General features: G+C 59.5%; 17 protein-coding genes and 1 pseudogene. 7 read left to right on the top strand and 11 right to left on the bottom strand.

Annotated elements, in window-relative coordinates:
- Nucleotides 1–60: 60 nt before the first annotated feature.
- Together AGR13A_RS18860 and AGR13A_RS18855 are read left to right on the top strand one after the other, a co-directional pair.
- On the top strand, nucleotides 61–735 hold the full coding sequence (locus AGR13A_RS18860; protein ID WP_003519667.1) for a 4-carboxy-4-hydroxy-2-oxoadipate aldolase/oxaloacetate decarboxylase: 675 nt from the start codon (nucleotides 61–63) through the stop codon (nucleotides 733–735).
- A gap of 66 nt (nucleotides 736–801) precedes the next feature.
- Nucleotides 802–1833, top strand: a complete 1032-nt coding sequence (locus AGR13A_RS18855) for an L-idonate 5-dehydrogenase (RefSeq protein ID WP_080838594.1) — start codon at nucleotides 802–804, stop codon at nucleotides 1831–1833.
- Nucleotides 1834–1839: 6 nt separating this feature from the next.
- Here AGR13A_RS18855 and ctlX read toward each other — a convergent pair whose 3' ends face one another.
- Both ctlX and AGR13A_RS18845 read right to left on the bottom strand, forming a co-directional pair.
- The gene (gene ctlX, locus AGR13A_RS18850; RefSeq protein ID WP_080838590.1) at nucleotides 1840–2763 is read right to left on the bottom strand and encodes a citrulline utilization hydrolase CtlX; all 924 of its coding nucleotides are present in this window, start codon (nucleotides 2761–2763) and stop codon (nucleotides 1840–1842) included.
- Nucleotides 2764–2774: 11 nt separating this feature from the next.
- Nucleotides 2775–3824 (bottom strand): ornithine cyclodeaminase, encoded by a 1050-nt coding sequence (locus AGR13A_RS18845; protein WP_080838586.1) that lies wholly within the window; start codon nucleotides 3822–3824, stop codon nucleotides 2775–2777.
- 133 nt (nucleotides 3825–3957) lie between these two features.
- On the opposite strand from AGR13A_RS18845, the gene AGR13A_RS18840 reads away from it, so the two are divergent.
- Nucleotides 3958–4395 carry an Lrp/AsnC family transcriptional regulator gene (locus AGR13A_RS18840; RefSeq protein ID WP_046799006.1) on the top strand — a complete coding sequence of 146 codons (438 nt, stop codon included), beginning with the start codon at nucleotides 3958–3960 and terminating at the stop codon, nucleotides 4393–4395.
- On the opposite strand, the gene AGR13A_RS18835 is transcribed toward AGR13A_RS18840, so the two are convergent.
- Nucleotides 4392–5369 (bottom strand): MarR family winged helix-turn-helix transcriptional regulator, encoded by a 978-nt coding sequence (locus AGR13A_RS18835; RefSeq protein WP_139786097.1) that lies wholly within the window; start codon nucleotides 5367–5369, stop codon nucleotides 4392–4394. The two genes, AGR13A_RS18840 and AGR13A_RS18835, sit on opposite strands and share 4 nt — an antisense overlap.
- Before the next feature lie 203 nt (nucleotides 5370–5572).
- On the opposite strand from AGR13A_RS18835, the gene AGR13A_RS18830 reads away from it, so the two are divergent.
- Nucleotides 5573–5917: a hypothetical protein gene (locus tag AGR13A_RS18830; protein ID WP_080838583.1), complete on the top strand. Its 345-nt coding sequence runs from the start codon at nucleotides 5573–5575 to the stop codon at nucleotides 5915–5917.
- 44 nt (nucleotides 5918–5961) lie between these two features.
- On the opposite strand, the gene AGR13A_RS18825 is transcribed toward AGR13A_RS18830, so the two are convergent.
- The 7 genes from AGR13A_RS18825 to AGR13A_RS18795 all read right to left on the bottom strand — a co-directional run bounded on the left by AGR13A_RS18825 (nucleotide 5962) and on the right by AGR13A_RS18795 (nucleotide 18125).
- Nucleotides 5962–7110: an alpha-hydroxy acid oxidase gene (locus AGR13A_RS18825; protein ID WP_035225034.1), complete on the bottom strand. Its 1149-nt coding sequence runs from the start codon at nucleotides 7108–7110 to the stop codon at nucleotides 5962–5964.
- Nucleotides 7111–7245: 135 nt separating this feature from the next.
- Nucleotides 7246–8256 carry a 2-hydroxyacid dehydrogenase gene (locus AGR13A_RS18820; protein ID WP_080838578.1) on the bottom strand — a complete coding sequence of 337 codons (1011 nt, stop codon included), beginning with the start codon at nucleotides 8254–8256 and terminating at the stop codon, nucleotides 7246–7248.
- Nucleotides 8257–8318: 62 nt separating this feature from the next.
- Complete coding sequence (gene abc-f, locus AGR13A_RS18815) at nucleotides 8319–9941, bottom strand: ribosomal protection-like ABC-F family protein (RefSeq protein WP_035225030.1); 1623 nt, start codon at nucleotides 9939–9941, stop codon at nucleotides 8319–8321.
- A gap of 159 nt (nucleotides 9942–10100) precedes the next feature.
- Nucleotides 10101–11339: a TadE/TadG family type IV pilus assembly protein gene (locus tag AGR13A_RS18810; RefSeq protein ID WP_080838573.1), complete on the bottom strand. Its 1239-nt coding sequence runs from the start codon at nucleotides 11337–11339 to the stop codon at nucleotides 10101–10103.
- Nucleotides 11340–11505: 166 nt separating this feature from the next.
- Complete coding sequence (locus tag AGR13A_RS18805; RefSeq protein WP_080840318.1) at nucleotides 11506–12387, bottom strand: transglutaminase family protein; 882 nt, start codon at nucleotides 12385–12387, stop codon at nucleotides 11506–11508.
- A gap of 4 nt (nucleotides 12388–12391) precedes the next feature.
- Complete coding sequence (locus AGR13A_RS18800) at nucleotides 12392–14797, bottom strand: circularly permuted type 2 ATP-grasp protein (protein ID WP_080838570.1); 2406 nt, start codon at nucleotides 14795–14797, stop codon at nucleotides 12392–12394.
- A gap of 1 nt (nucleotide 14798) precedes the next feature.
- The gene (locus AGR13A_RS18795; RefSeq protein ID WP_080838565.1) at nucleotides 14799–18125 is read right to left on the bottom strand and encodes a transglutaminase family protein; all 3327 of its coding nucleotides are present in this window, start codon (nucleotides 18123–18125) and stop codon (nucleotides 14799–14801) included.
- 72 nt (nucleotides 18126–18197) lie between these two features.
- On the opposite strand from AGR13A_RS18795, the gene AGR13A_RS25035 reads away from it, so the two are divergent.
- On the top strand, nucleotides 18198–18434 hold the full coding sequence (locus tag AGR13A_RS25035; protein ID WP_167377592.1) for a hypothetical protein: 237 nt from the start codon (nucleotides 18198–18200) through the stop codon (nucleotides 18432–18434).
- A pseudogene (locus tag AGR13A_RS18785) lies at nucleotides 18419–20226 on the top strand (ABC transporter ATP-binding protein/permease). Before AGR13A_RS25035 ends, AGR13A_RS18785 begins: the two are co-directional and overlap by 16 nt.
- A gap of 27 nt (nucleotides 20227–20253) precedes the next feature.
- Here the strand turns inward: AGR13A_RS18785 and AGR13A_RS18780 are convergent.
- Nucleotides 20254–20448 carry a hypothetical protein gene (locus tag AGR13A_RS18780; protein WP_035225254.1) on the bottom strand — a complete coding sequence of 65 codons (195 nt, stop codon included), beginning with the start codon at nucleotides 20446–20448 and terminating at the stop codon, nucleotides 20254–20256.
- A 174-nt stretch (nucleotides 20449–20622) separates the two neighbouring features.
- On the opposite strand from AGR13A_RS18780, the gene AGR13A_RS18775 reads away from it, so the two are divergent.
- Nucleotides 20623–21012 carry an acyl-CoA thioesterase gene (locus AGR13A_RS18775; RefSeq protein WP_035225019.1) on the top strand — a complete coding sequence of 130 codons (390 nt, stop codon included), beginning with the start codon at nucleotides 20623–20625 and terminating at the stop codon, nucleotides 21010–21012.
- Nucleotides 21013–21120: the final 108 nt, after the last annotated feature.

The following is a 21120-nucleotide window of genomic DNA, read 5'->3' as shown; positions in this document are numbered from 1 at the left end:
TCTTCAACACTATCGGTCGGCGAGACGCTCTCGCCGACAGCTTCAACGTGGGAGGTTTTCATGATCCACATTAAAGATATCGCGCAGCGTCCGGCCAAGGCGGATGTCGACGCCCTTGCCAAATTCTCTCCCGCCACGATCCATGAGGCGCAGGGACGTCGCGGCGCATTGTCCTCGCGGCTGAAGCCGGTCGATTATCGCATGAAGCTTTGCGGCCCGGCCTTCACGGTGAAATGCGCGCCGCGCGACAACATCATGCTGCAGCTTGCGATCAACTATGCCAAGCCGGGTGACATCATCGTCGTTTCCGCCGGCGAATATGAAGAAGCCGGTTCCTTCGGCGACGTTCTCGCCAATGCCTGCCTCGCAAAAGGCATCGGCGGCCTGGTGACGGATACCGGCGTGCGCGATACGTTGCAGCTGCGGGACCTCGGCTTCCCTGTCTTCTCGCTCAGCGTCTGCATCAAGGGCACGGTCAAGGAGACCATTGCGGCGGTCAACGACCAGGTGATTGTCGGCGGCGAAATCATCAATCCGGGCGATATCATCGTCGGCGATGCCGATGGGCTGGTGGTCGTCAGGCGCGAGGAAGCGCAGGAGGCGGCCAAGCTTTCTCAGGCCCGCGAAGATGCCGAAGCCGGTTACATCGAAGCCTACAAGCAGGGCAAGTCGGTGATCGAGGTCAGCAAGCTCGAGCCGGTTCTGAAAGCCAAGGGCCTCGTGGTCGATATCTGAGACAAGTCCAGGGAAAGGGTCTGGCGGCAATAGCCGCCACGCCGAACCCTCATGGGAGGAGAGACTATGAAAGCGGTTGTCATCCACGCGGCGAAGGATCTGCGGATCGAGGAACGGGAGACCGAGCAGCCCGGTCCGGGGCAGGTCGATGTGGCCATCGAAGCGGGTGGCATCTGCGGCTCCGACCTGCATTATTACAATCATGGCGGCTTCGGCACCGTACGCGTGCGGGAGCCGATGATCCTTGGCCATGAGGTGGCCGGCACCATCAAGGCTTTGGGAGAGGGTGTCTCTGGCCTCGCCGTTGGCGACCGTGTTGCCGTATCGCCGAGCCGGCCCTGCAACCATTGCGAATTCTGCCTGAAGGGTCAGCAGAACCAGTGCCTCAACATGCGCTTTTATGGCTCCGCCATGCCCATGCCGCATATTCAGGGCGCGTTTCGTCAGCGTCTCGTGGCCGAGGCCTATCAGTGCCACAAGGTGCGGGATGGCGTCTCCATTCATGAAGCGGCCATGGCCGAACCTTTCGCGGTAACGCTGCATGGCGTCAACCGCGCCGGTGCCTTGACCGACAAACGCGTTCTGGTCACCGGCTGTGGGCCGATCGGTGCACTTGCCATCATCGCCGCCCGCGCCCATGGCGCCCGGGAAATCGTCGCAACCGATGTCATGGATGCGGTTCTTCAAAAGGCGCTCGCCATCGGCGCCGACCGCGTCATCAATGTCGCCAGTGATTCAGATGCGCTCTCTGCCTATTCGGCAAACAAGGGCTATTTCGATGTGCAATTCGAGGCGTCCGGCAATGAAAGAGCGGTCCGTTCGGGTCTGGAGGCGCTGAAACCGCGCTCAACGGTGGTGCAACTCGGTCTCGGCGGCGATGTGTCCATTCCGCAGAACATGGTGGTTGCCAAGGAAATCGAGATGAAGGGCACGTTCCGGTTTCATGAGGAATTCGGACTTGCCGTCGATTTCATCAACCAGCGCCGTGTCGACCTGAAGCCCCTGCTGACTGGAACCTTTCCATTGGAAGAGGCGGTTGCGGCATTTGAAGCCGCCGGTGACAGAAGCAGGTCGATGAAGGTTCAACTCGCCTTCTGATCTCTCTCACCGTGGCATCAGATGAATGCCGGCAAGCGTGCAGCGCACCGAACCGCCGGCCTTCTCGATTGTTGGTATATCCAGCGGCACGGGAACGGCGCTCTCGCGGATCGTATCTATCTGGGCCGGGGTGAGCGACGCGAATGCGGTGGTGGAGAGCGCCAGGATGCGGCCGTCGCGTCCCTGTAGCTCCAGCGCATTGCCGGCGAAGCTGCGAATCTGGGCGTTGGTAAGCGCGACGACCTGTCGTCCCGAGCGTTCGAGCCGGTTGACGATTTCCGCGCGCCGCAGGCCGTCGGCGATCATGTCGAGACCTATCATCGCGTAATCCGTGCCGATGCACATCAGCACATTGGTATGGTAGACCGGCACGCCGGCCTCGTCGCGTGCGTCGAACACCATCGGCTCGAAATTGAAATGGGTCGAGAAGCGTTCGAGCGCGATCGGATCGGTGCGGTCGGAGCGTACGGCGTAGGCGACACGGTCGATATGATCGAGAACCATCGCGCCGGTTCCTTCCAGAAACAGGCCGTCCGGCTCCAGGCCGGAATAATCGATGATGTCCTGAACGCGGTAGCGGTTTTTCAGCATCTCGATAACGTCCTGGCGCCGCTCTAGCCTGCGGCTTTCGGCTTTCATCGGATAGATGGCGACATGGCCGCCCGCATGGGTGGAAAACCAGTTATTGGGAAAGACCGAATCCGGTGTGCGGCTGCCTTCGTCTTCAAAGAGATGCACCGTCACGCCATGGCTTTCCAGCGCCTGTGCGGCGCGGGTAATTTCCGCATGGGCGATGGCGCTGAAGTCCTCGCCGCTGTCGGGCGTTGCCTGAAACCGGTTGTCGGCTGCGGTCTCGGTATTGACCGTGAAATGGTGCGGACGCACCATCACGACCGCGGCTGGAGCCTGAATGGAATAGGTTTTTTTCATCACCTTGCTCCTCAGGCCCGGGCGCGTTGCAGCATGCCGAAGAGATCGCGTGGATCATCGGGATCGGCGATGATGTCGATCTCCTGGTAAAAGGCGGAGCCCTCCAGCTTCTCGCGTACGTAACGCAGTGCGGAAAAGTCCTCTATGGCGAAACCGACGCTGTCGAACAGGGTGATCTGGCGTGCGTCCTGCCGTCCTTCGGCTTCGCCGACGATCACTTTCCAAAGTTCGGTCACCGGATAATCCGGGTCCATCTGCTGGATTTCACCCTCGATACGCGTCTGCGGCGGATATTCAACGAAGGTGTCGGCACGCAGCAATATATCCCTGTGCAGTTCCGTCTTGCCGGGGCAATCGCCGCCGATCGCGTTGATGTGCACACCGGTGCCGACCATATTGTCGGTCAGGATTGTCGCATATTGCTTGTCGGCGGTGCAGGTGGTGACGATGCCGGCCCCTTCGATTGCGGCCTGCGCCGATTTGCATGGGGTCACGGTCAGGCCGCTCCCTTTCAGGTTCGCGGCTGTCTTTTCGGTGGCGCGGGGGTCGATGTCGTAAAGGCGCACTTCCTTTATGCCGAGTACCGCCTTCATGGCCAGCGCCTGGAATTCCGCCTGTGCTCCGTTGCCGATCATCGCCATGGTGTCGGCACCCTTCGGTGCAAGATGGCGGGCGGCCATTGCCGAGGTGGCGGCGGTGCGCAGCGCCGTCAGGAGCGTCATCTCGGTCAAAAGCACTGGATAACCGGTCGAGACGGAGGCAAGCAGGCCGAAGGCGGTCACGGTCTGAAGCCCCTCGGCCATGTTTTTGGGGTGGCCGTTCACATATTTGAAGCCGTAAATCTCACCGTCTGATGTTGGCATCAGTTCGATGACGCCTTCGCGCGAGTGGGAGGCAACGCGCGGTGTCTTGTCGAAGCACTCCCATCGGCGAAAATCGGCTTCGATGGCGTCGGTTAGCTCAACGAGCATCTGCTCGATGCCGATATGATGCACGAGGCGCATCATGTTTTCGACGCTGACGAAGGGGATAAGGGCTTTGGCGGATGGGGACAGGGGCATATAGGCAACTCCTCACTTGCTGGAATGAGGATATCCGCTCCGCCTGTTCAACCGAAATCGCAAAATCTTGTTATTTCTGAAACTATTTTGCACAATATGCTCAGTCCTGTTGTCAATTCTGTCAGGAATTTCAATGAGCATCGCCAAATACATACCCGATGAGCTAGACCGGCAAATCATTGCCCATCTGAGGGTCGACGGCCGCGCTTCGCTGGCCAAGCTGTCCGATGCATTGGGCGTGGCGCGCGGTACAGTTCAAAACAGGTTGGACCGGTTGACGGAAACCGGCACGCTGCTTGGTTTTACCGTGCGTGTGCGTGAGGATTATGATGACCGGGCGGTGCATGCGGTCATGATGATCGAGGTCATGGGAAAATCCACCACACAGGTCATCCGCAAGCTGCGTGGCATCGCAGAGATTTCCTCGCTGCACACCACCAATGGCAACTGGGACCTTGTGGCCAATATTCGCGCCGGAAGCCTTTCGGATTTTGATCGCGTGCTGCGCGAGGTCCGCATGATAGACGGTGTCTCGAACAGCGAAACCAGCCTATTGCTGAGCAGCGTCTAATCGCTGCCGGAGGAAACAGCTTTACCCTTCAGGTGCCTGACAAAACGCTGTTCCAGAACCTCGCTTCCCCACTGGCTGCCCGGATGTTCCTCCATACACGTAAAACCATTGGCTTCATAAAGATGCCGTGCGGCCAGAAGGCCGTTGAACGTCCATAGATGGGTCTCAGCGAAGGCCTTTTCATCCGCAAAGGCAAGGGCAGCCGCCAGCAGCCGGCGTCCGACCCCGCCTCCACGCACGCCATCGTCGACGATGAACCAGCGCAGATGCGCGATACCGGACCCCAAATCCTCGCCGTCGATGGCAACGGAGCCGATGATCTCCTGCCCCCGCATCGCGACCCATATTGCATTTTTTTGGCTTTCGAGCCGGTTGCAAAAGGAGGCGAGGCCTTCGGCGACAACGGATTCGAAGCGCTGGCCGAAACCCGATGTCCGGGCGTAATAGAGCGCGTGCATCTGCGTGATGCGGGCAATGAGGCCCGGCCTGTAACCCTCGACGATTTCGATCGCGGGAGCAGCGGTCTCGCCCCGGTCTCCCAGCGCATCGGCGTAAAGGCGCAGCCCTTCGAGGATCGTGTGTCCGTCCGCCGGCGTAAGCCGCATCATGGCGCTCGAGACCTGCCGGTTTGCAAAGCCGTGAATTGCTCCAACCCGCTCCTGTCCTTGTCCGGTGAGATACAGCCGTTTGATACGACTATCCTCCTTGTCCGTCTCCTCCAGAACATCACCAGATAGAACAAGCTTGCGGAGCATGCGGCTGACGCTTGATTTCTCAAGCCGGAGCAGCTTGCCCAGATCACGCGCCGTGATGCCCGGGCAGGCGTCAAGCTCAATCAGGGCGTGGACGGCAGAGGGCGGCAAATCGGTGCCAGCGAAACCCCCGCCCATGAAACCGAGTTCGCGGACAAGGCGTCGCGAGGTGGAGCGGATGTCGTTTATGGGGAAGGGTTGCTGAGACACGCTGAAATCCATTATGGTTGCACGATGCAACTATAGTCATAATCTGCATGACCTGCCAAGATCGCGTTGTTCAAAATGCTGGATTTCTCCGCAAAAGCGGGCAATCCTCACCCCATAACTCAGAAAAAGGATTGTGAAGCTGCGGCTGTCGGCAAACGTCCATTCACCGGGTCTCTTGCCGGTTCGCACAGTTTTTATCCGGCTATGGAGAAGCCATGCCCGATACGCCTCGATTCTTCCGTTATGCCGTTTTAGCAGCAATGTTTCCCGTTGCAGCCCTTGGGGTGTTGGGAACGCCAAATCAATATCGTGCTATCGGCATTGATGCCGTTGATTGCGATGGGCCGATGTCCGTGCTGATCGCAGCCGTGCCGGCGCTCGTGGCCTACGCCATTGTTGGATGGCTGTTTCTTTCCGGCACCAGGCGCCATCGTTCATTGATGGCGGGCGGTGTCTGCGGGCTGATTTGTCTGGCGCTTATCTGGAGTATCGGCGCGGCGCTTCTGGAACATCGGCGAAATGCGGCCGAAATGGTATGTGATGCCAGTGGCCGGCTCTAACACTACTCTGGCTCGCTGATTGGAATGTTTCGGGTCCACCCACCTTAGTCGCGAAACCGCACGTTCCGGCGCGTCAACTGATCGACCGTGGTGCAACCCATCAGCTTCATGCCGCGCTCGATCTCGATACGCATCAGCTCAAGAGCGCGCTCCACACCGGATTGCCCGGCGGCAGCGAGCGGGAAAAGATAATAGCGGCCAAGCCCCACGGCCTTCGCCCCGAGAGAGAGCGCCTTGAGAACATGCGTCCCGCGCTGCACGCCGCCATCCATCATGACGTCGATCCGGTCACCGACCGCATCGACAATTTCGGAGAGCTGATCGAAGGCGCTGCGGGAGCCATCCAGCTGGCGGCCGCCGTGATTGGAAAGCACAATGCCGCTGCAGCCGATCTCGACGGCGCGTCTTGCATCATCGACGGACATGATCCCCTTCAGGCAAAAGGGGCCGCCCCATTCGCGCACCATCTGCGCCACATCGTCCCAGTTCATGGAAGGGTCGAGCATTTCGGTGAAATAGCGGCTGATGGAGAGCGCGCCACCATCCATTTTGATGTGGCCGTCAAGCTGCGGCAGGCTGAAGCGCTCATGCGTCAGGTAATTAATGCCCCAGGCAGGCTTGATTGCGAACTGCGCGATGCCGGACAGATTGAGCTTGAAGGGAATGGCAAAGCCGGTTCGCTTGTCCCGCTCGCGGTTTCCACCCGTGATGCTATCCACCGTCAGCATCATCGTCTGCACGCCGGCAGTCTTGGCACGCGCCATCATATCGCGGTTTAAGCCACGGTCCTTGTGGAAATAGAACTGATAGACCTGCGGCCCGCCGCTGATGCGGCGCGCTTCCTCGAGGCTGGTGGTGCCAAGCGAGGAGACGCCGAACATGGTGCCATATTTTCCCGCCGCCGCCGCGACTGCCCGCTCACCCTGATGGTGAAAGAGCCGCTGCAGCGCCGTCGGGGAACAATAGACCGGCATCGCCAGCTTCTGGCCCATGACGGTGACAGACATGTCCACATCCGCGACGCCGCGCAACACGTCGGGAACGAGATCACAGTTTTCGAAGGCGGCCGTGTTGCGGCGGTACGTCACCTCGTCATCGGCGGCGCCGTCTATGTAGTTGAAGATCGGTCCGGGAAGACGCTGCTTCGCCATGCGGCGAAAGTCGTGGAAATTGTAGCAGTCCTTGAGTTGCATCTGTTATCCGACCGGTCCGTTGTGAAGACGTATCAAAAGATCGCCGAAACCTATACCGGAGATTTGAAACCGGCAATTGCACCAAGGACGATTTCGGTTCGCTGTTGAGAGGCTTTCGGTCGGTTGCAACGGAGTTCAGGCTGGGTTTGCCAGCTGCTGGGTGGAAACGGCGTGCAGGGCTTTGCTGGTGTCGAAGAAGCTCTGGATGTTGCCGATCGTGGTGTCCGCGATATTCTTGAGAGCTTCCTGCGTGAAGAAACCCTGATGGCCAGTGACCAGAACATTGGGGAAGGTCAGCAGTCGAGCGAACACATCATCACGCAGCACGTCGTTTGAAAGATCTTCGAAGAAGAGATCGGCCTCCTCTTCGTAGACATCGATGCCGAGACTGCCGATCGTGCCATCCTTCAGACCTGCAATCGCGGCACGCGTATCGATGATTGCGCCACGGCTGGTGTTGATGAGCATCACGCCTTTTTTCAGCAGTGGTAACGTTTCCCTGCGGATCAGATGGCGGGTCTGAGGCGTGAGCGGGCACATCAGCGCAAGAATGTCCGATGTGCGGAGCAATTCCTCCCGGGCAACATAAACCATGCCCAGGGCCTCGCAATCGGGATTCGGATATGGATCGTGCCCGATGAGACGGCAACCGAAGCCGGCCGCGATGCGCGCAAAAATCGCACCGATCTTTCCCGTGCCGACGATGCCGACCGTCTTGCCGTGCAGATCGAAACCAAGCAGACCATCAAGAGCGAAGTTGCCTTCGCGCACCCGGTTATAGGCGCGATGAATCTTGCGGTTGAGCGCCAGGATGAGCGCCATGGTGTGCTCGGCGACTGCATAGGGCGAATAGGCGGGAACGCGCGCGATTGTCAGGCCGAGCGCCTCGGCCGCCGCGAGATCAACCTGATTGAAGCCGGCGCAGCGCAGGGCGACGAGCCGCACGCCGCTCTCCACCAGCTTCTCGAGCACGGGTCGCGACAGATCATCGTTGACGAAGGCGCAGATCGCGGCAGCTCCCTTGGCGAGAGCCACCGTCTCAAGGGAGAGGCGCGCTTCGCAATATTGCATCCGCATGCCGGACGGGGTTGCGGCGTCAAGAAACTGCCTGTCATAGGGTTTGGCGCTATAGACCACGATCCGCATCTGCTTCTCCAGTATCGGTTAAGAAACTCGCCGTCGCGGCGCCTTATGCGTTCGGTCGTTGGCTAGCTCCGCAGGCCCGGCGCTTCCTGTCCGGTGCTTTCCACATATTCCGTGTATCCGCCGCCATATTGGTGGATACCATCCGGCGTCAGTTCCAGCACCCGGTTTGAAAGCGCGGCGAGGAAATGGCGATCGTGGGAAACGAATAGCATCGTGCCTTCATATTGCGACAGGGCCTTGATCAGCATTTCCTTGGTGTCGAGGTCGAGATGGTTCGTCGGTTCGTCCAGAACGAGGAAATTCGGCGGATCAAACAGCATTGCCGCCATGACAAGGCGGGCTTTTTCGCCGCCGGAGAGGACGCGGCAGCGTTTTTCCACGTCGTCGCCGGAAAAGCCGAAACAGCCGGCAAGGGCGCGCAGCGGCGCTTGCCCGGCTTTCGGAAAGCGTTCTTCCAGCCATTCGAGAATGGTGCTGTCACCATCCAGAACATCCATGGCATGCTGGGCGAAATAACCGAGCTTGACGCTGGCGCCGAGCGTGACATTGCCGGAATCCGGCTCGGTTGTGCCGGTCACCAGTTTGAGCAATGTCGATTTTCCAGCGCCGTTGACGCCCATGATGCACCAGCGTTCCTTACGGCGTACCATGAAGTCCAGTTCACCATAAATCGTGCGGCTGCCATAGGCCTTGTTCACTTTTTTCAGCGCGACGACATCCTCACCCGATCGGGGTGCCGGTGCGAATTCGAAAGCGACCGTCTGGCGCCGGCGCGGCGGTTCGACACGGTCGATCTTGTCGAGTTTCTTCACCCGGCTCTGCACCTGCGCTGCATGCGAGGCGCGCGCCTTGAAGCGCTCGATGAATTTGATTTCCTTGGCAAGCATGGCCTGCTGGCGCTCGAACTGCGCCTGCTGCTGTTTTTCGTTCTGCGCGCGCTGCTGTTCGTAAAAGCCGTAATCGCCGGAATAGGTGGTGAGGCTGCCGCCGTCGATCTCGATGATCTTGGTAACGATGCGGTTCATGAATTCGCGGTCGTGCGAGGTCATCAAAAGCGCGCCGTCATAATTCTTCAGAAAATCCTCGAGCCAGATCAGGCTTTCAAGATCGAGATGGTTCGAGGGTTCGTCGAGCAGCATCACGTCCGGGCGCATCAGAAGAATGCGGGCGAGCGCCACGCGCATTTTCCAGCCGCCGGAAAGTTTGCCGACATCACCGTCCATCATCTCCTGGCTGAAGCTGAGGCCGTCCAGAACCTCGCGGGCACGGCCCTCCAGCGCATAGCCGTCCAGCTCCTCATACCGCGCCTGCACTTCGCCATAACGTTCGATGATGGCGTCCATCTCGTCCATCCGGTCAGGATCGGACATGGCGGCTTCCAGTTGCCTGAGCTCGGCCGCCACTTCGCTAACCGGGCCGGCGCCTTCCATGACTTCGGCCACGGCGGAGCGACCGGACATTTCACCGACATCCTGATTGAAATAACCAACCGTCATGCCCTTTTCGGCGACGACCTGTCCCTCATCGGGCTGTTCCTCGCCGGTGATCATCCGGAACAGCGTGGTCTTGCCAGCACCGTTCGGGCCGACAAGGCCAATCTTCTCACCGCGATTGAGCGCGGCGGAGGCCTCGATGTAAAGAATGCGGTGGCTGTTCGACTTGCTGATATTTTCGATGCGGATCATGACGGGGCCTTGGGAATGGGAGTGCCCTCCTATGCCACGGGCCGCCGCCGCTGTCACCTGCCGCTCACGCCTTGCCAGCCATGCAGCCGAACAGAATCGCCAGGAAGCATCGCTCCTTGCAAGCGCGACCGTTTCACGGTGCGCTCGCGGAGCTTTTCATCAGTTGGTTAGCGTGGCAATGCTGCCGGCGGCCTTGCGGGCGATTTCACCGAAGGCGGTGACGATCTGCTCCATATTTTCCGGCGCGTAATAGTTGTCGAGGTTTGAGGCGCAATATTGCAGCAGGGATTTGCCCTTGTCCGGCGCCATGAAGGCCACGCTGAAAATCTTGATGCCGTCCTTTTTGGCCGTATCGCAGGTGTTGCGTACCGTCTGGTCGATAGTGGAGTTCCAATTGGCGCTGTACCCCGTCATTTCGCCGTCCGTCATGAGAACGATGTAACGCTCGAAGGATTCGCTTTTCTTCGCCTTGTGGGCGTTGGCTTCGGTTGTATTCGCCTTTTTCAGGGCGGCGTAAGCGGCGTTCAGACCGCTCGTGGCGTCCGTGCCACCGGATGGAAATTCCGGGATGTTTTTGTCCACATAGCTGACAACGCCGCTCGTACCCCAGTTGATTGCCTGAGCGGCGTAGCTCTCGTGGGTGTAAACCGAAGCGCCTGTTCGAACGAGCTGGGAACCGCCACTAAGGGCCGAGGTAGGATCGGCCTTGTTCAAGGTGGCGACGAGAAAGCCCACTGCGGTTTTCAACGATGCGGCCTTGTTGACATAGCAGGGCGATGTGTTCTTGAGATTGGGATAGCTGCCCCAGTTATCGGACGTGTAGTTCTGGCACGACGTTTTTTTTGTGTCGACGGTATCGGTCTTGAAGGACATAGAACCCGAGCGATCCAGCACCAGGTACATGGAAATCGGCGCGCCCTTGTTGACCGTGCTCTTTGCGGTACCGGTTGCCGAAACTTCGAGTGTTTTTACCCCGACTAATCCAAGAAGGGGATTGAGCTGTATCTCGCGGTTGATCGTGGTCTCGATTGTGTAAGTCTTGCCACGGGTATCTTCCGTCGTACCGACATTGATTGGCGAATTCTTCTCGATTGCCTTCTTCTCTTCCTCGGTCAGGTTCTTTTCCAGCTGGCTGGCGATGAAGGCCTTGGCGATCTCCTTGATTTGTTCGTCGGTCAATGCGCCTTCCTTCAAACGAGCCTCGGTCGCCGCCGCAAGGGCCGCTGAATCCGCCGTATTCTGCAAGTCCGCTTTCACCTGCATCACATTCGCCAGTTCCATGCCGGCTCCGGCAAAGCCCAGCAATACCGGCAGCAATATCGCCGTCATGATGCCGAAATTGCCCTTGGTATCGGCAAGGAAACGGCGCTTCAGTTTTTGATGGGCGGAGGCGGTCATGATGGGGCTCACCGATAAGAATAGACGACTGAGCGCAGGAAACCCGTAAACGATGTAAAATCCGCTAACGTGGTGGGTTCAATTTTATGCAGCGTTCAAATTGGTGCAGTTTTTGAAGTATTTTCAAGAATTGGTTTGTGCAAAGCTCGAAATAACACACCCTGCGTCATTGCTGGACGGGGATGACGTCAACGGCCTGCTTTATCTGCTGGTTGCCATAGCTCTTTAATACCCCGATCACCGGCGCGACGTCGGAATAGTCCCGGCCATAACCGACAACGATATGGTCGCTTCCGGCCACGATGTCATTGGTGGGGTCGAGTTCCAGATAGCCGGTGGCCTCGCCGCACCAGATGCGGACCCAGGCATGCATCGCATCGGCGCCTTCCAGGCGTTCCTTGCCCGGCGGCGGAATGGTGCGCAGGAAGCCGCTGACATAACCGGCGGGAATGCCGAGGCTGCGCAGCGCCATGATCATGATATGCGAAAAATCCTGGCAGACGCCGCGTTTCAGCTTGAAGGCTTCGGACGGTGTCGTATCCACAGTCGTCGCCTCACCGTCATAGGTGAAGTCCCTGTGGATGCGTTTGCACATTGCAAGCGCGATTTCGCGAATGGTCATTCCGGGTTTCAGCAATTCCCGCGCATAGGCCGAGATCGCCGCATCCGTCCCTATTCTCGGGCTGGCGCCGATGAAATGGTGCGGCGACTGGAAATCGAGCGACCAGACATCGGCAAGATCTTGCGGCAACCTTGAAAGCTCCGGTGAAAAATCGGCCGTCAGGGCTGCCGCTTCGACCATCACGCGCGCCTGCATGCGGATATCCAGTTTCTCATGCGGCGCGCGCAGATGCACGGAGGTAGCCGATTGATGGAAGAAGTCGTCGAAAACGACGCGTTCTTCCGGCACAGGAGAAACATCGAGAGAACCGGCGACAAGCCGCTGCCGGCCGGGGATGGACAAAGGCAGGACACGGATGATGTGCCGCGCTCCATGGGCCGGTGTGTCGTAGGTGTAACCCATATGCAGGGAAAGATCGTAAAGCATCGATTTATCCGAGATAGGTTCGGGCGAGAACATCGGACAAATGTTCCATGTCCGTTTCGAGCTGGCGATAAATCGCACCATTCATGTTTTCCGGCGCCATGACGGCAAGGCCGGAATGCAGCCGCATCGCCTCGCGGTAAAAGGGCGACATCTGCCCGTTTACGAAGGCGTTCGGAAGCTGCTCCACCTCGGTACGGATTTCGTTCAGCTGAAACAGGATCGACCGTGGGTTGAGCGGATCGAGCGCCAGGAGATCGGTGACGGTCAGGCCCGCCGTGCTGACATTGTAGCGGCGGCGATGGGTCATGACGCTGTCGCCGATTTCCAGCAGCATGTCATAGGATCCATCGGGCGCATCGGGTCCGGTCATATGGCCGAGCAGCCGCGTCATATGCAGGCCACGTTCGAGATAGCGGCCGATTGACAGGAAACGCCAGCCGGTGAAACGATACATGTTTTCGTGCACGAGGCCGGCAAAGCCGGCAAGCTTGCGCAACAGGATCGTCATGGCGTGCGTTGCGTCGTCGCCAGGCGCCACCTTGGCGTGGAACCGGCGGGCGGTTTTGGCAAGATCGTTCAGCGCCAGCCATCCATCCGGTGAAAAGCGGTCGCGGATGTTGCTGGCGGAATAAACCGCGCTGTTGATATTGTTCAGCAGGCTTTCCGGCACGGCATCGTTCATCTCCACATCCAGCGCTTCGAGATAACGCGTCACATGGGCAAGGAGCGGCTGGCGCGGATCGGCCGATTCGGCATAACGCCCGTGCCAGGCACGCAGGATGCGCAATGCGCCTTCCGATCGCTCGATATAGCGACCGAGCCAGAAGAGGTTGTCAGCGGCCCGGCTTGGCAGGCTGCCCGGCATGTTGCGGGTGAAGCTCTCTTCCGCCGGCAAAAGCGTGGTGCGTTCCACCGGCTTGTCGCTGACGATCCAGACATCCGCTGCACTGCCGCCCGATTGCATGGCGATGGCGGACACGTCGTTGCTGCTGCCGATCCGCGCAAAACCGCCAGGCATGATCTGCCAGCCATCCTGGGTGCGGGCGGCAAAAACGCGAAGGCTCATCGGGCGTGGCACGAGCTTGTTGTCGACATAGGCCGGCGTGGTAGAAAGCGTCACCACCTCCTGGCCGACCAGCCTGTGGCCGTCCGAGGCGAGCCAGTCGCTGATCGATTCCTTCGCCGTTTCACGCAGGGAAGAGCCCAGCACCGATTGGCCGTTGTCGTCGAAGAAGGGAAGCCGGGAATAGGCCGGGCCGATAACCATGCCTTCGATATTGCCGGCAACGTGGCGCCGTTCCGATTCCTGCCCGCACCACCACGTCGCGATCGACGGCAGTTTCAGGTCTTCGCCGAGCAGGTGACGGCAAACGCGCGGCATGAATGAAAGCAAGGCTCGCGTTTCGAGAATACCGCTGCCTAGCGCATTGACGATGGTGAGCGCCTCGTTGCGCAGCGCCTGCACCATGCCGGGCGTGCCGATATGGGACTGCTGGTTGAGTTCCAGCGGATCGGAATAGGAAGCGTCGAGACGCCGCCAGAGCACACCGATCGGTTTCAGCCCCGCCACGGTTCTGACCATGACGCGGCCGTTGACGACGGTCAGATCCTCACCCTCCAGCAGCATGAAGCCGAGATAACGGGCTATATAGGCGTGTTCGAAATAGGTTTCGTTGGCGGGTCCGGGCGTCAGCACCGCGATACGGTCATCGGGGTGTTTTCTGTGCGCCTGCAATGTGTCGCGGAAAGCGCCAAAAAACGAGGCGAGACGGTGCACATGGGTTTCCGCATAGATGTCGGACAGGGCACGCGTGGTCGCCACCCTGTTTTCGAGCGCGAAACCCGCGCCCGAAGGCGCCTGCGTCCTGTCGGCCAGCACCCACCAGTTTCCATCAGGTCCACGTCCGATTTCAAACGAGCAGAAATGAAGATAGTGGCCGCTTGCCGGTTTTACGCCGACCATCGGCCGCAGATATTCCGGATTGGAGGCGATCAGCGCCGGCGGAACGTAACCTTCCTTCACCAGCCGGTTTTCGCCGTAGAAATCGGCGACCATGGCTTCGAGAAGATTGGCGCGCTGTTTGAGCCCCTCGGAAAGCACAGCCCATTCCCTGTCGTCGATCAGCACCGGAATATGGGAGATCGGCCAGTTTCTTTCGCTGCTGCCCTTGCCGTAATCGCGGTAGAACACGCCCGCATCGCGCAGATAGCGGTCGGTGCGGGCAAAGCGTTCATGCAGTTCGCGCTCAGACATGCGCGAGAGTGCGCCGAGCAGGTTCTTCCAGACCGGCCTGACCTTGCCATTGGTGTCGAGCATTTCATCCGCCACGCCCGGCAAGGTGGAATAATCAAGCCCGCGCGGTTGCGCGCTCGTTTCCGTCTTGCGTTCCGTTGCCGGGGCTTTGGACAATTTAAACTCCGTATGGCCGACGCAGATCAAGCGTCAGCGGAAATTCTGGCGACACGGTTTCCGCATGAAGCGGATATTGCCCTGCCGTATGCCCCCATGGTTCGAAACGGGCGAGGCGGCGTGCCTCCGCTTCGTTGCCGTTGACGGGAAACGTCTCGTAATTGCGCCCGCCCGGATGAGCAACATGGTAGATGCATCCGCCGATCGATCGCCTCGACCATGTATCATAAATGTCAAAGGTCAAGGGTGAATTGACGGGCAGAACGGGATGCAGGCCGGAGGCGGGATGCCATGCCTTGAAGCGGACACCGGCAACCGCCACGCTGCGGTTCTCCGTTGTCGCAAGCGGAACCGCGCGTCCGTTGCAGGCGACGGTGTAACGGGACGGATTGGATGTTTCGAGGCGAACCTGCAGGCGTTCGACGGAAGAGTCGACAAAACGCACGGTTCCCCCGATGGCGCCCTGTTCGCCCATCACATGCCAGGGTTCCAGAGCCTGGCGCAATTCCAGTTTCGCGCCCTCATATTCCACTTCGCCGAAGAAGGGGAAACGGAATTCCTGCTGGGCGGTGAACCATTCCGGCTTCAGGTCGAAGCCGTTTTCCCTGAGATCGGCAAGCACATCCAGAAAATCCGCCCAGATATAATGCGGCAGCATGAAGCGATCGGCGAGCGCCGTGCCCCAGCGCACGAATTTACCGCCGGCTGGGTTCTGCCAGAAGCGGGCAATGAGGGCGCGCACCAGCAATTGCTGGGCAAGCGACATGCGGGCATTCGGGGGCATTTCGAAGCCACGGAATTCCACAAGGCCGAGGCGGCCGGTCGGCCCGTCCGGTGAAAAGAGCTTGTCGATGCAGATTTCAGCCCGATGAGTGTTGCCCGTGACGTCCGTCAGGAGGTTGCGGAACAGGCGGTCGACCAGCCAGGGCAGCGGCGGCACGCCCTCCCCGGGTGCCGGAACCTGCGAAAGCGCGATTTCCAGTTCGTAGAGACTGTCGTGACGGGCTTCGTCGATGCGGGGCGCCTGACTTGTCGGGCCGATGAACAGACCGGAGAACAGATAGGAAAGGGACGGATGCCGCTGCCAGTGCAAAACGAGGCTTTTCAGAAGATCGGGGCGGCGCAGGAAGGGGCTGTCATTGGGGTTGGCGCCGCCCACTACCACATGGTTGCCGCCACCGGTGCCGGTGTGGCGGCCATCGATCATGAACTTGTCTGCGCCGAGACGCGTCTGGCGCGCCTCATCATAGACCGCGGTCGTGATGTCGACGCAATCCTTCCAGCTGGAGGCAGGGTGGATATTGACCTCGATGACGCCGGGATCGGGCGCGACGCGAATGACATTGATGCGCTCATCATGCGGCGGCGCATAACCTTCGATGTGAACGGGCAGTCCGAGATCGGTCGCCGCAGCTTCCGCCGCTGCAATCAGTTCGAGATAATCCTCGATGCGTTCGACCGGCGGCATGAAGACGCAGAGCCGGCCATCGCGCGGTTCCACCGACATGGCGGTGCGCACGGCACCGCCGATTTCACCAAGTGTCTGCTCGACGCGTTCCTGGGTCGCGCCTCCATCCGCATGGAAAGAGGCTTCCGGCATGGTGCGTCCGGAAGGTTTGAATATATCTGGAAGCGGCCCTCGCGGGATCGAGGGGTCGGCCTCGTGGGTATAGGGATAGGCGGATGGCGGCACATAGGGCAATGTGCCGAGCGGCAGGCGATATCCCACCGGGCTGTCGCCCGGAACGAGGAAAATCCTGCCGCGCCGTGTCTTCCATTTCTCGCTGACCCAGCGCTTGCCGTTGGCCTTGGCGTTCCAGGCTTGCACCGGAAGAATATAGCCCGTCGGTGTCGTCAGGCCGCGTTCGAACACGCGCGCGATGCGGTTTCGCTCCTCGGGATCCTTCAGTTTCGAATTGGATGGGTCAACATTGTCGGGAAGGCTGCCTTCCTTGATGATCCATTCTGCCGGATCCTCATAGGCCGGCAGCACCAGTTCCTTTTCAATACCAAGGTGGGTGGCGATGCCGCTGAGCAGCTTCTGCGCATCTTCGGCCTTGACCCCGGCATCTGCCCCCTCTTCGGCGATCAGCGCCGGGTCCTGCCAGATCGGCATTCCATCCTTCCGCCAGTAAAGCGAAAAGGTCCAGCGCGGCAGGCTTTCGCCGGGATACCATTTGCCCTGCCCGTAATGCAGAAAGCCGCCAGGGGCGAAACGTTCGCGCAGGCGGCGGATCAGGGCGTCCGCCTTTTCGCGCTTCGTCGGTCCCACCGCGCCGGTGTTCCATTCGTCGGATTCGAAATCGTCAATGGAAACGAAGGTCGGCTCGCCGCCCATGGTCAATCGCACGTCGTGAGCGTCCAGAACCTGATCGACCTTTTCGCCGAGTGCGTTGAGGCTTTCCCAGCTATCATCGGAAAATGGCCTGGTGATGCGCGGGGTTTCGGCGACGCGCCGGACCTGCATGTCGAAAGCAAATTCCGTATTGGCCTGGCCGAAATAGCCGCCGGAAATCGGTGCGGCGTTGCGATAATGCGGTGTCGCTGCCAGCGGAATATGGCTTTCGCCGGTCAGAAGTCCGGAAGTGGGGTCGAGGCCGATCCAGCCTGCGCCGGGCATATAGACCTCTGCCCAGGCGTGCAGATCGGTAAAATCCACCTCGGTTCCAGAGGGGCCGTCGAGCGCCTTGAGATCGGGTGTCAGCTGAATGAGGTATCCGGACACGAACCGTGCGGCAAGGCCGAGGTGTCTCAGAACCTGCACCAGCAGCCAGCTGGTGTCGCGGCACGATCCCTTGCCGGAAGCCAGCGTTTCCTCAGGTGCCTGAACCCCCGGTTCCATGCGGATGACGTAGCCGATTTCCTGTTGCAGACGGGCGTTGAGACCGACGACCATATCCACTGTCGGCTGTCCGGGCGTGCGGTCGACGGTGGCCATGAAGGCTGTGAACAGGGGGCCGGTCGGCTCCGGTTTCATGTAGATGGACAGATCCTCCCGCAGTTCCTGCGGATAATCGAACGGCCACTTGGTCGCTTCTTCCTCGACGAAGAAATCGAACGGGTTGTAAACCGTCATATCAGCGACAAGATCGACCTCGATCTTGAACTCCGTCGCCGGCTCGGGAAAAACGAAACGGGCGAGGTAGTTGCCGTAAGGGTCCTGCTGAAGGTTCACGAAGTGGTTGGAGGGAGAAACCTTGAGCGAATGGCTGATGACGCGGGTTCTGGAATGGGAGGCGGGCTTTAATCTTATGATCTGGGGTCCAAGGCGAACCGGATTGTCATATTTATAATGCGTCAGATGATAGATGCTCGCTTTGATCGCCATTAATCTGCCTTGCCCGGTTTTTCCGGTTTATGCGGTTTATCCGCCCCTCTGAAATTATTCGGATTTTGTGCAATGCAGGAAAAGAAAGCAAGGATCATTTCCGGGGGCTATCGCATTGTTGGTGCAGCCCGCGATGTTTGCCCGCACAAAGAATTGTCCGGGCTTTTCAACCGTACCCGCGGGGATTTCGACAGGATTGTGGACAAGGTCCAACGGCGTGTTATTGCTTGGCATCGCAAGACGCAGGGTTGCGGCCCGCTTTCTTTGCCGACTGACGTTTCGGAATGGAATGAATGGCAACCACGGTGACCGACGATCAGCGCAAGAGCGCGGCCAACCTTTCGGGCTTCGACCTCGATTTTCCTGCGCAGCTGCGCATGATGGGGCGTGCCTTCTGGACGTCGCCCGTGCGCAACCGGCTGATATTGCTGTCGATAGCCCTTTTGACGGTGATATTGCTCACCGCCTATGGGCAGATCAGGCTTAATGAATGGAACGCCCCGTTTTACAATGCGCTGGAGCGGCGCGATCTCGATGCCTTCCTCCACCAGCTTGAGGTTTTCGCCATCATTGCCGGGCTGCTGCTGCTGCTCAACGTCATTCAGACCTGGCTCAACCAGATGACGGCGCTGAACATGCGCGAGGGTCTTGCCAAGGACATGGTGGATCAATGGCTGAAACCGGGTCGCGCTGCGCGCCTTGCCGGATTCGGTACGATCGCGATCAATCCGGACCAACGCCTGCATGATGATGTCCGCAACCTTGCGGAAAGCAGCACGGCGCTTTCCATCGGCCTAGTGAATGCGACGATCCTGCTCATCAGCTTTATCGGCGTTTTGTGGTCGCTTTCGGCGGGTTTCTCCATCACCATCAATGGCGATCTCGTCCCCATTCCGGGATACATGGTCTGGGCGGCGATCCTGTATGCGGGCTCGGCGTCTCTGCTCAGCAACCTTGTCGGCTATCGTCTGGTTGGGCTTAATGCAGAGCGTTATTCAAAAGAGGCCGAACTGCGCTTTTCCCTGATGCGCGCCAGTGAAAATCTGGCGGCGATTACGCTTGCGCGCGGGGAAAAAACGAGCGGCGGCGGATCGGCGTCGACATCGATGCGGTACTCGGCGTGATCCGCGGATTGGCCATGGCGCTCACCCATCTCACCTGGGTGTCTTCCGGCTACGGCTGGTTGGCGGTCGTCGCGCCCATTCTCATCGCCGCGCCGGTTTATTTTTCCGGAAACCTGACATTTGGCGGCCTGATGATGGCCGTTGGCGCTTTCAACCAGGTCAATACGGCTCTTCGCTGGTATATCGACAATTTTGGGCCGATCGCCAGCTGGAAGGCCACATTGCAGCGCGTTTCGGTGTTTCGCAACGCCCTGATCCAGATGGACAGCGTCGAACAGCATGGGCTGGCGATCGATCTTCAACGAAGCGCCGACAACGGAAAAATCCGTCTTCAGTCGGTCATTATCTGCCGCGATGCGGGCGGGCAGGATCTGGAGCGGGGTTTCTGGCTGCGCGAGGGCGAGGTTGAAATCGGTCCCGGCGATCGCCTGATGATCAATGGCGAGCAGGGCGTGAACCGGCGGCTGCTGTTTGCTGCCATGGCGGGCCTGTGGCCATGGGGGCAGGGCAGGATAGAAATGCCCGAACAATCCGACACGCTTTTCATTGCCCAGCATGGTTATTTGCCGACCGGCACGCTGCGCGAAATTCTTGCCTATCCGCGTGCCCCCCAGCGGTTTACCGAGGAAGATTATGTCGCGGCGCTCACCGCATGCGGGCTTGGCGAGATGGCTCCCCGTCTGGACGAAAATATTCGCTGGGACAAGAGACTGGATTCGGATGAGCAGGCGAGCATACGGATCGCCAATGCCCTGTTGCTCAAACCGAAATTCATCGTCATCGACGATTTGCTGGAAGGGCTGGAAAAACAGACGCAGGATACGCTGGCGGAGGTTCTGCACGGTATTGAAGGCGTGGCGATTGTTTATATCGGCCGGTCAGAGACGTTCCTGTCGGTTCTGTCTCCGGCCGTGGCCCATCTGGACCATGCCCCTGCAAAAGAAAGTCCGTTGAAGCCGGATATCGCTCCGCAATAGGGGCGCGGTATCACAGGTCTTGTCGGCTCAGAGCCGCAAGTGCCACTTTTCCGAATCGAGCCGCTGTTGTTTGGCAAGGCTTATGGTGTTGCCCGGCCCTTCCTGCGACCGCAGGAAGAGGGTACCGGTCGCAAGGCTGATGGCGACGACGCCGGCGACCGCCAGAATGATGCGGTCGTAGCGTTGCTGTATCGCGTTGTTTCCACTCCAGTCATAGGCCATTTGCACGCCCTCGCGTTTTTTGGAATCGTGCCCCATCATGGTTAACCGAAGCTTACGATGGCCTTGTGATTCCTTGCTGTTTTGGAAGGGCTGCCGCGAAAAATCGGCTATTGGCTGATGGCGCGCGGTTGTTTAAGTCCGGCGGCGGGAGGTTTGTGAAAAGGATTTTGAGAGATGGACCAGCAACCGCCCGCAGATATGGAACTCACGCTCAGAACGCTTGCCATGCCGGCGGATGCCAATCCGGCCGGAGATATATTCGGCGGCTGGGTGATGTCGCAGATGGACCTTGCCGCTTTCGTCCGCGCCAATGATGTGGCCGGCGGCCGTACCGTCACCGTGGCGGTCAATGAGATCGTCTTCAAGAAACCGGTCAAGATCGGCGATACATTATGCGTTTACACCAGGATCGAAAAGGTCGGGCGTACCTCCGTCACGCTCAAGATCGAGGCCTGGACCCGCAGGCATTATCAGGATTCCCGGGAAAAGGTGACGGAAGCCGTCTTCATCATGGTTGCGGTGGATGACAATGGCGAGCCGCGCGCCGTCCGCAAAGAGGCGTGAGGCGGCATCCGCGCGAAGCACAGTCCGGAGCGTTTGCTTGCAACAGCTTGAAAGAGCAAGGCGCTTCGGTTCCCGCAATTCGATCTGCCGCGGCTCGATACTTTAGAA

The sequence above is a fragment of the Agrobacterium genomosp. 13 str. CFBP 6927 genome, from assembly GCA_900012615.1.
Taxonomy (GTDB): Bacteria; Pseudomonadota; Alphaproteobacteria; order Rhizobiales; family Rhizobiaceae; genus Agrobacterium.
Note: the sequence above shows the minus strand (reverse complement) of the source record. Positions and strands in the feature narration are given on the sequence as shown.

Coding starts and splice junctions, on each gene's coding strand:
- AGR13A_RS18860 (WP_003519667.1), top strand. CDS start 61: ATGATCCACATTAAAGATATCGCGCAGCGTCCGGCCAAGGCGGATGTC.
- AGR13A_RS18855 (WP_080838594.1), top strand. CDS start 802: ATGAAAGCGGTTGTCATCCACGCGGCGAAGGATCTGCGGATCGAGGAA.
- ctlX (WP_080838590.1), bottom strand. CDS start 2,763: ATGAAAAAAACCTATTCCATTCAGGCTCCAGCCGCGGTCGTGATGGTG.
- AGR13A_RS18845 (WP_080838586.1), bottom strand. CDS start 3,824: ATGCCCCTGTCCCCATCCGCCAAAGCCCTTATCCCCTTCGTCAGCGTC.
- AGR13A_RS18840 (WP_046799006.1), top strand. CDS start 3,958: ATGAGCATCGCCAAATACATACCCGATGAGCTAGACCGGCAAATCATT.
- AGR13A_RS18835 (WP_139786097.1), bottom strand. CDS start 5,369: ATGGATTTCAGCGTGTCTCAGCAACCCTTCCCCATAAACGACATCCGC.
- AGR13A_RS18830 (WP_080838583.1), top strand. CDS start 5,573: ATGCCCGATACGCCTCGATTCTTCCGTTATGCCGTTTTAGCAGCAATG.
- AGR13A_RS18825 (WP_035225034.1), bottom strand. CDS start 7,110: ATGCAACTCAAGGACTGCTACAATTTCCACGACTTTCGCCGCATGGCG.
- AGR13A_RS18820 (WP_080838578.1), bottom strand. CDS start 8,256: ATGCGGATCGTGGTCTATAGCGCCAAACCCTATGACAGGCAGTTTCTT.
- abc-f (WP_035225030.1), bottom strand. CDS start 9,941: ATGATCCGCATCGAAAATATCAGCAAGTCGAACAGCCACCGCATTCTT.
- AGR13A_RS18810 (WP_080838573.1), bottom strand. CDS start 11,339: ATGACCGCCTCCGCCCATCAAAAACTGAAGCGCCGTTTCCTTGCCGAT.
- AGR13A_RS18805 (WP_080840318.1), bottom strand. CDS start 12,387: ATGCTTTACGATCTTTCCCTGCATATGGGTTACACCTACGACACACCG.
- AGR13A_RS18795 (WP_080838565.1), bottom strand. CDS start 18,125: ATGGCGATCAAAGCGAGCATCTATCATCTGACGCATTATAAATATGAC.
- AGR13A_RS25035 (WP_167377592.1), top strand. CDS start 18,198: ATGCAGGAAAAGAAAGCAAGGATCATTTCCGGGGGCTATCGCATTGTT.
- AGR13A_RS18780 (WP_035225254.1), bottom strand. CDS start 20,448: ATGGCCTATGACTGGAGTGGAAACAACGCGATACAGCAACGCTACGAC.
- AGR13A_RS18775 (WP_035225019.1), top strand. CDS start 20,623: ATGGACCAGCAACCGCCCGCAGATATGGAACTCACGCTCAGAACGCTT.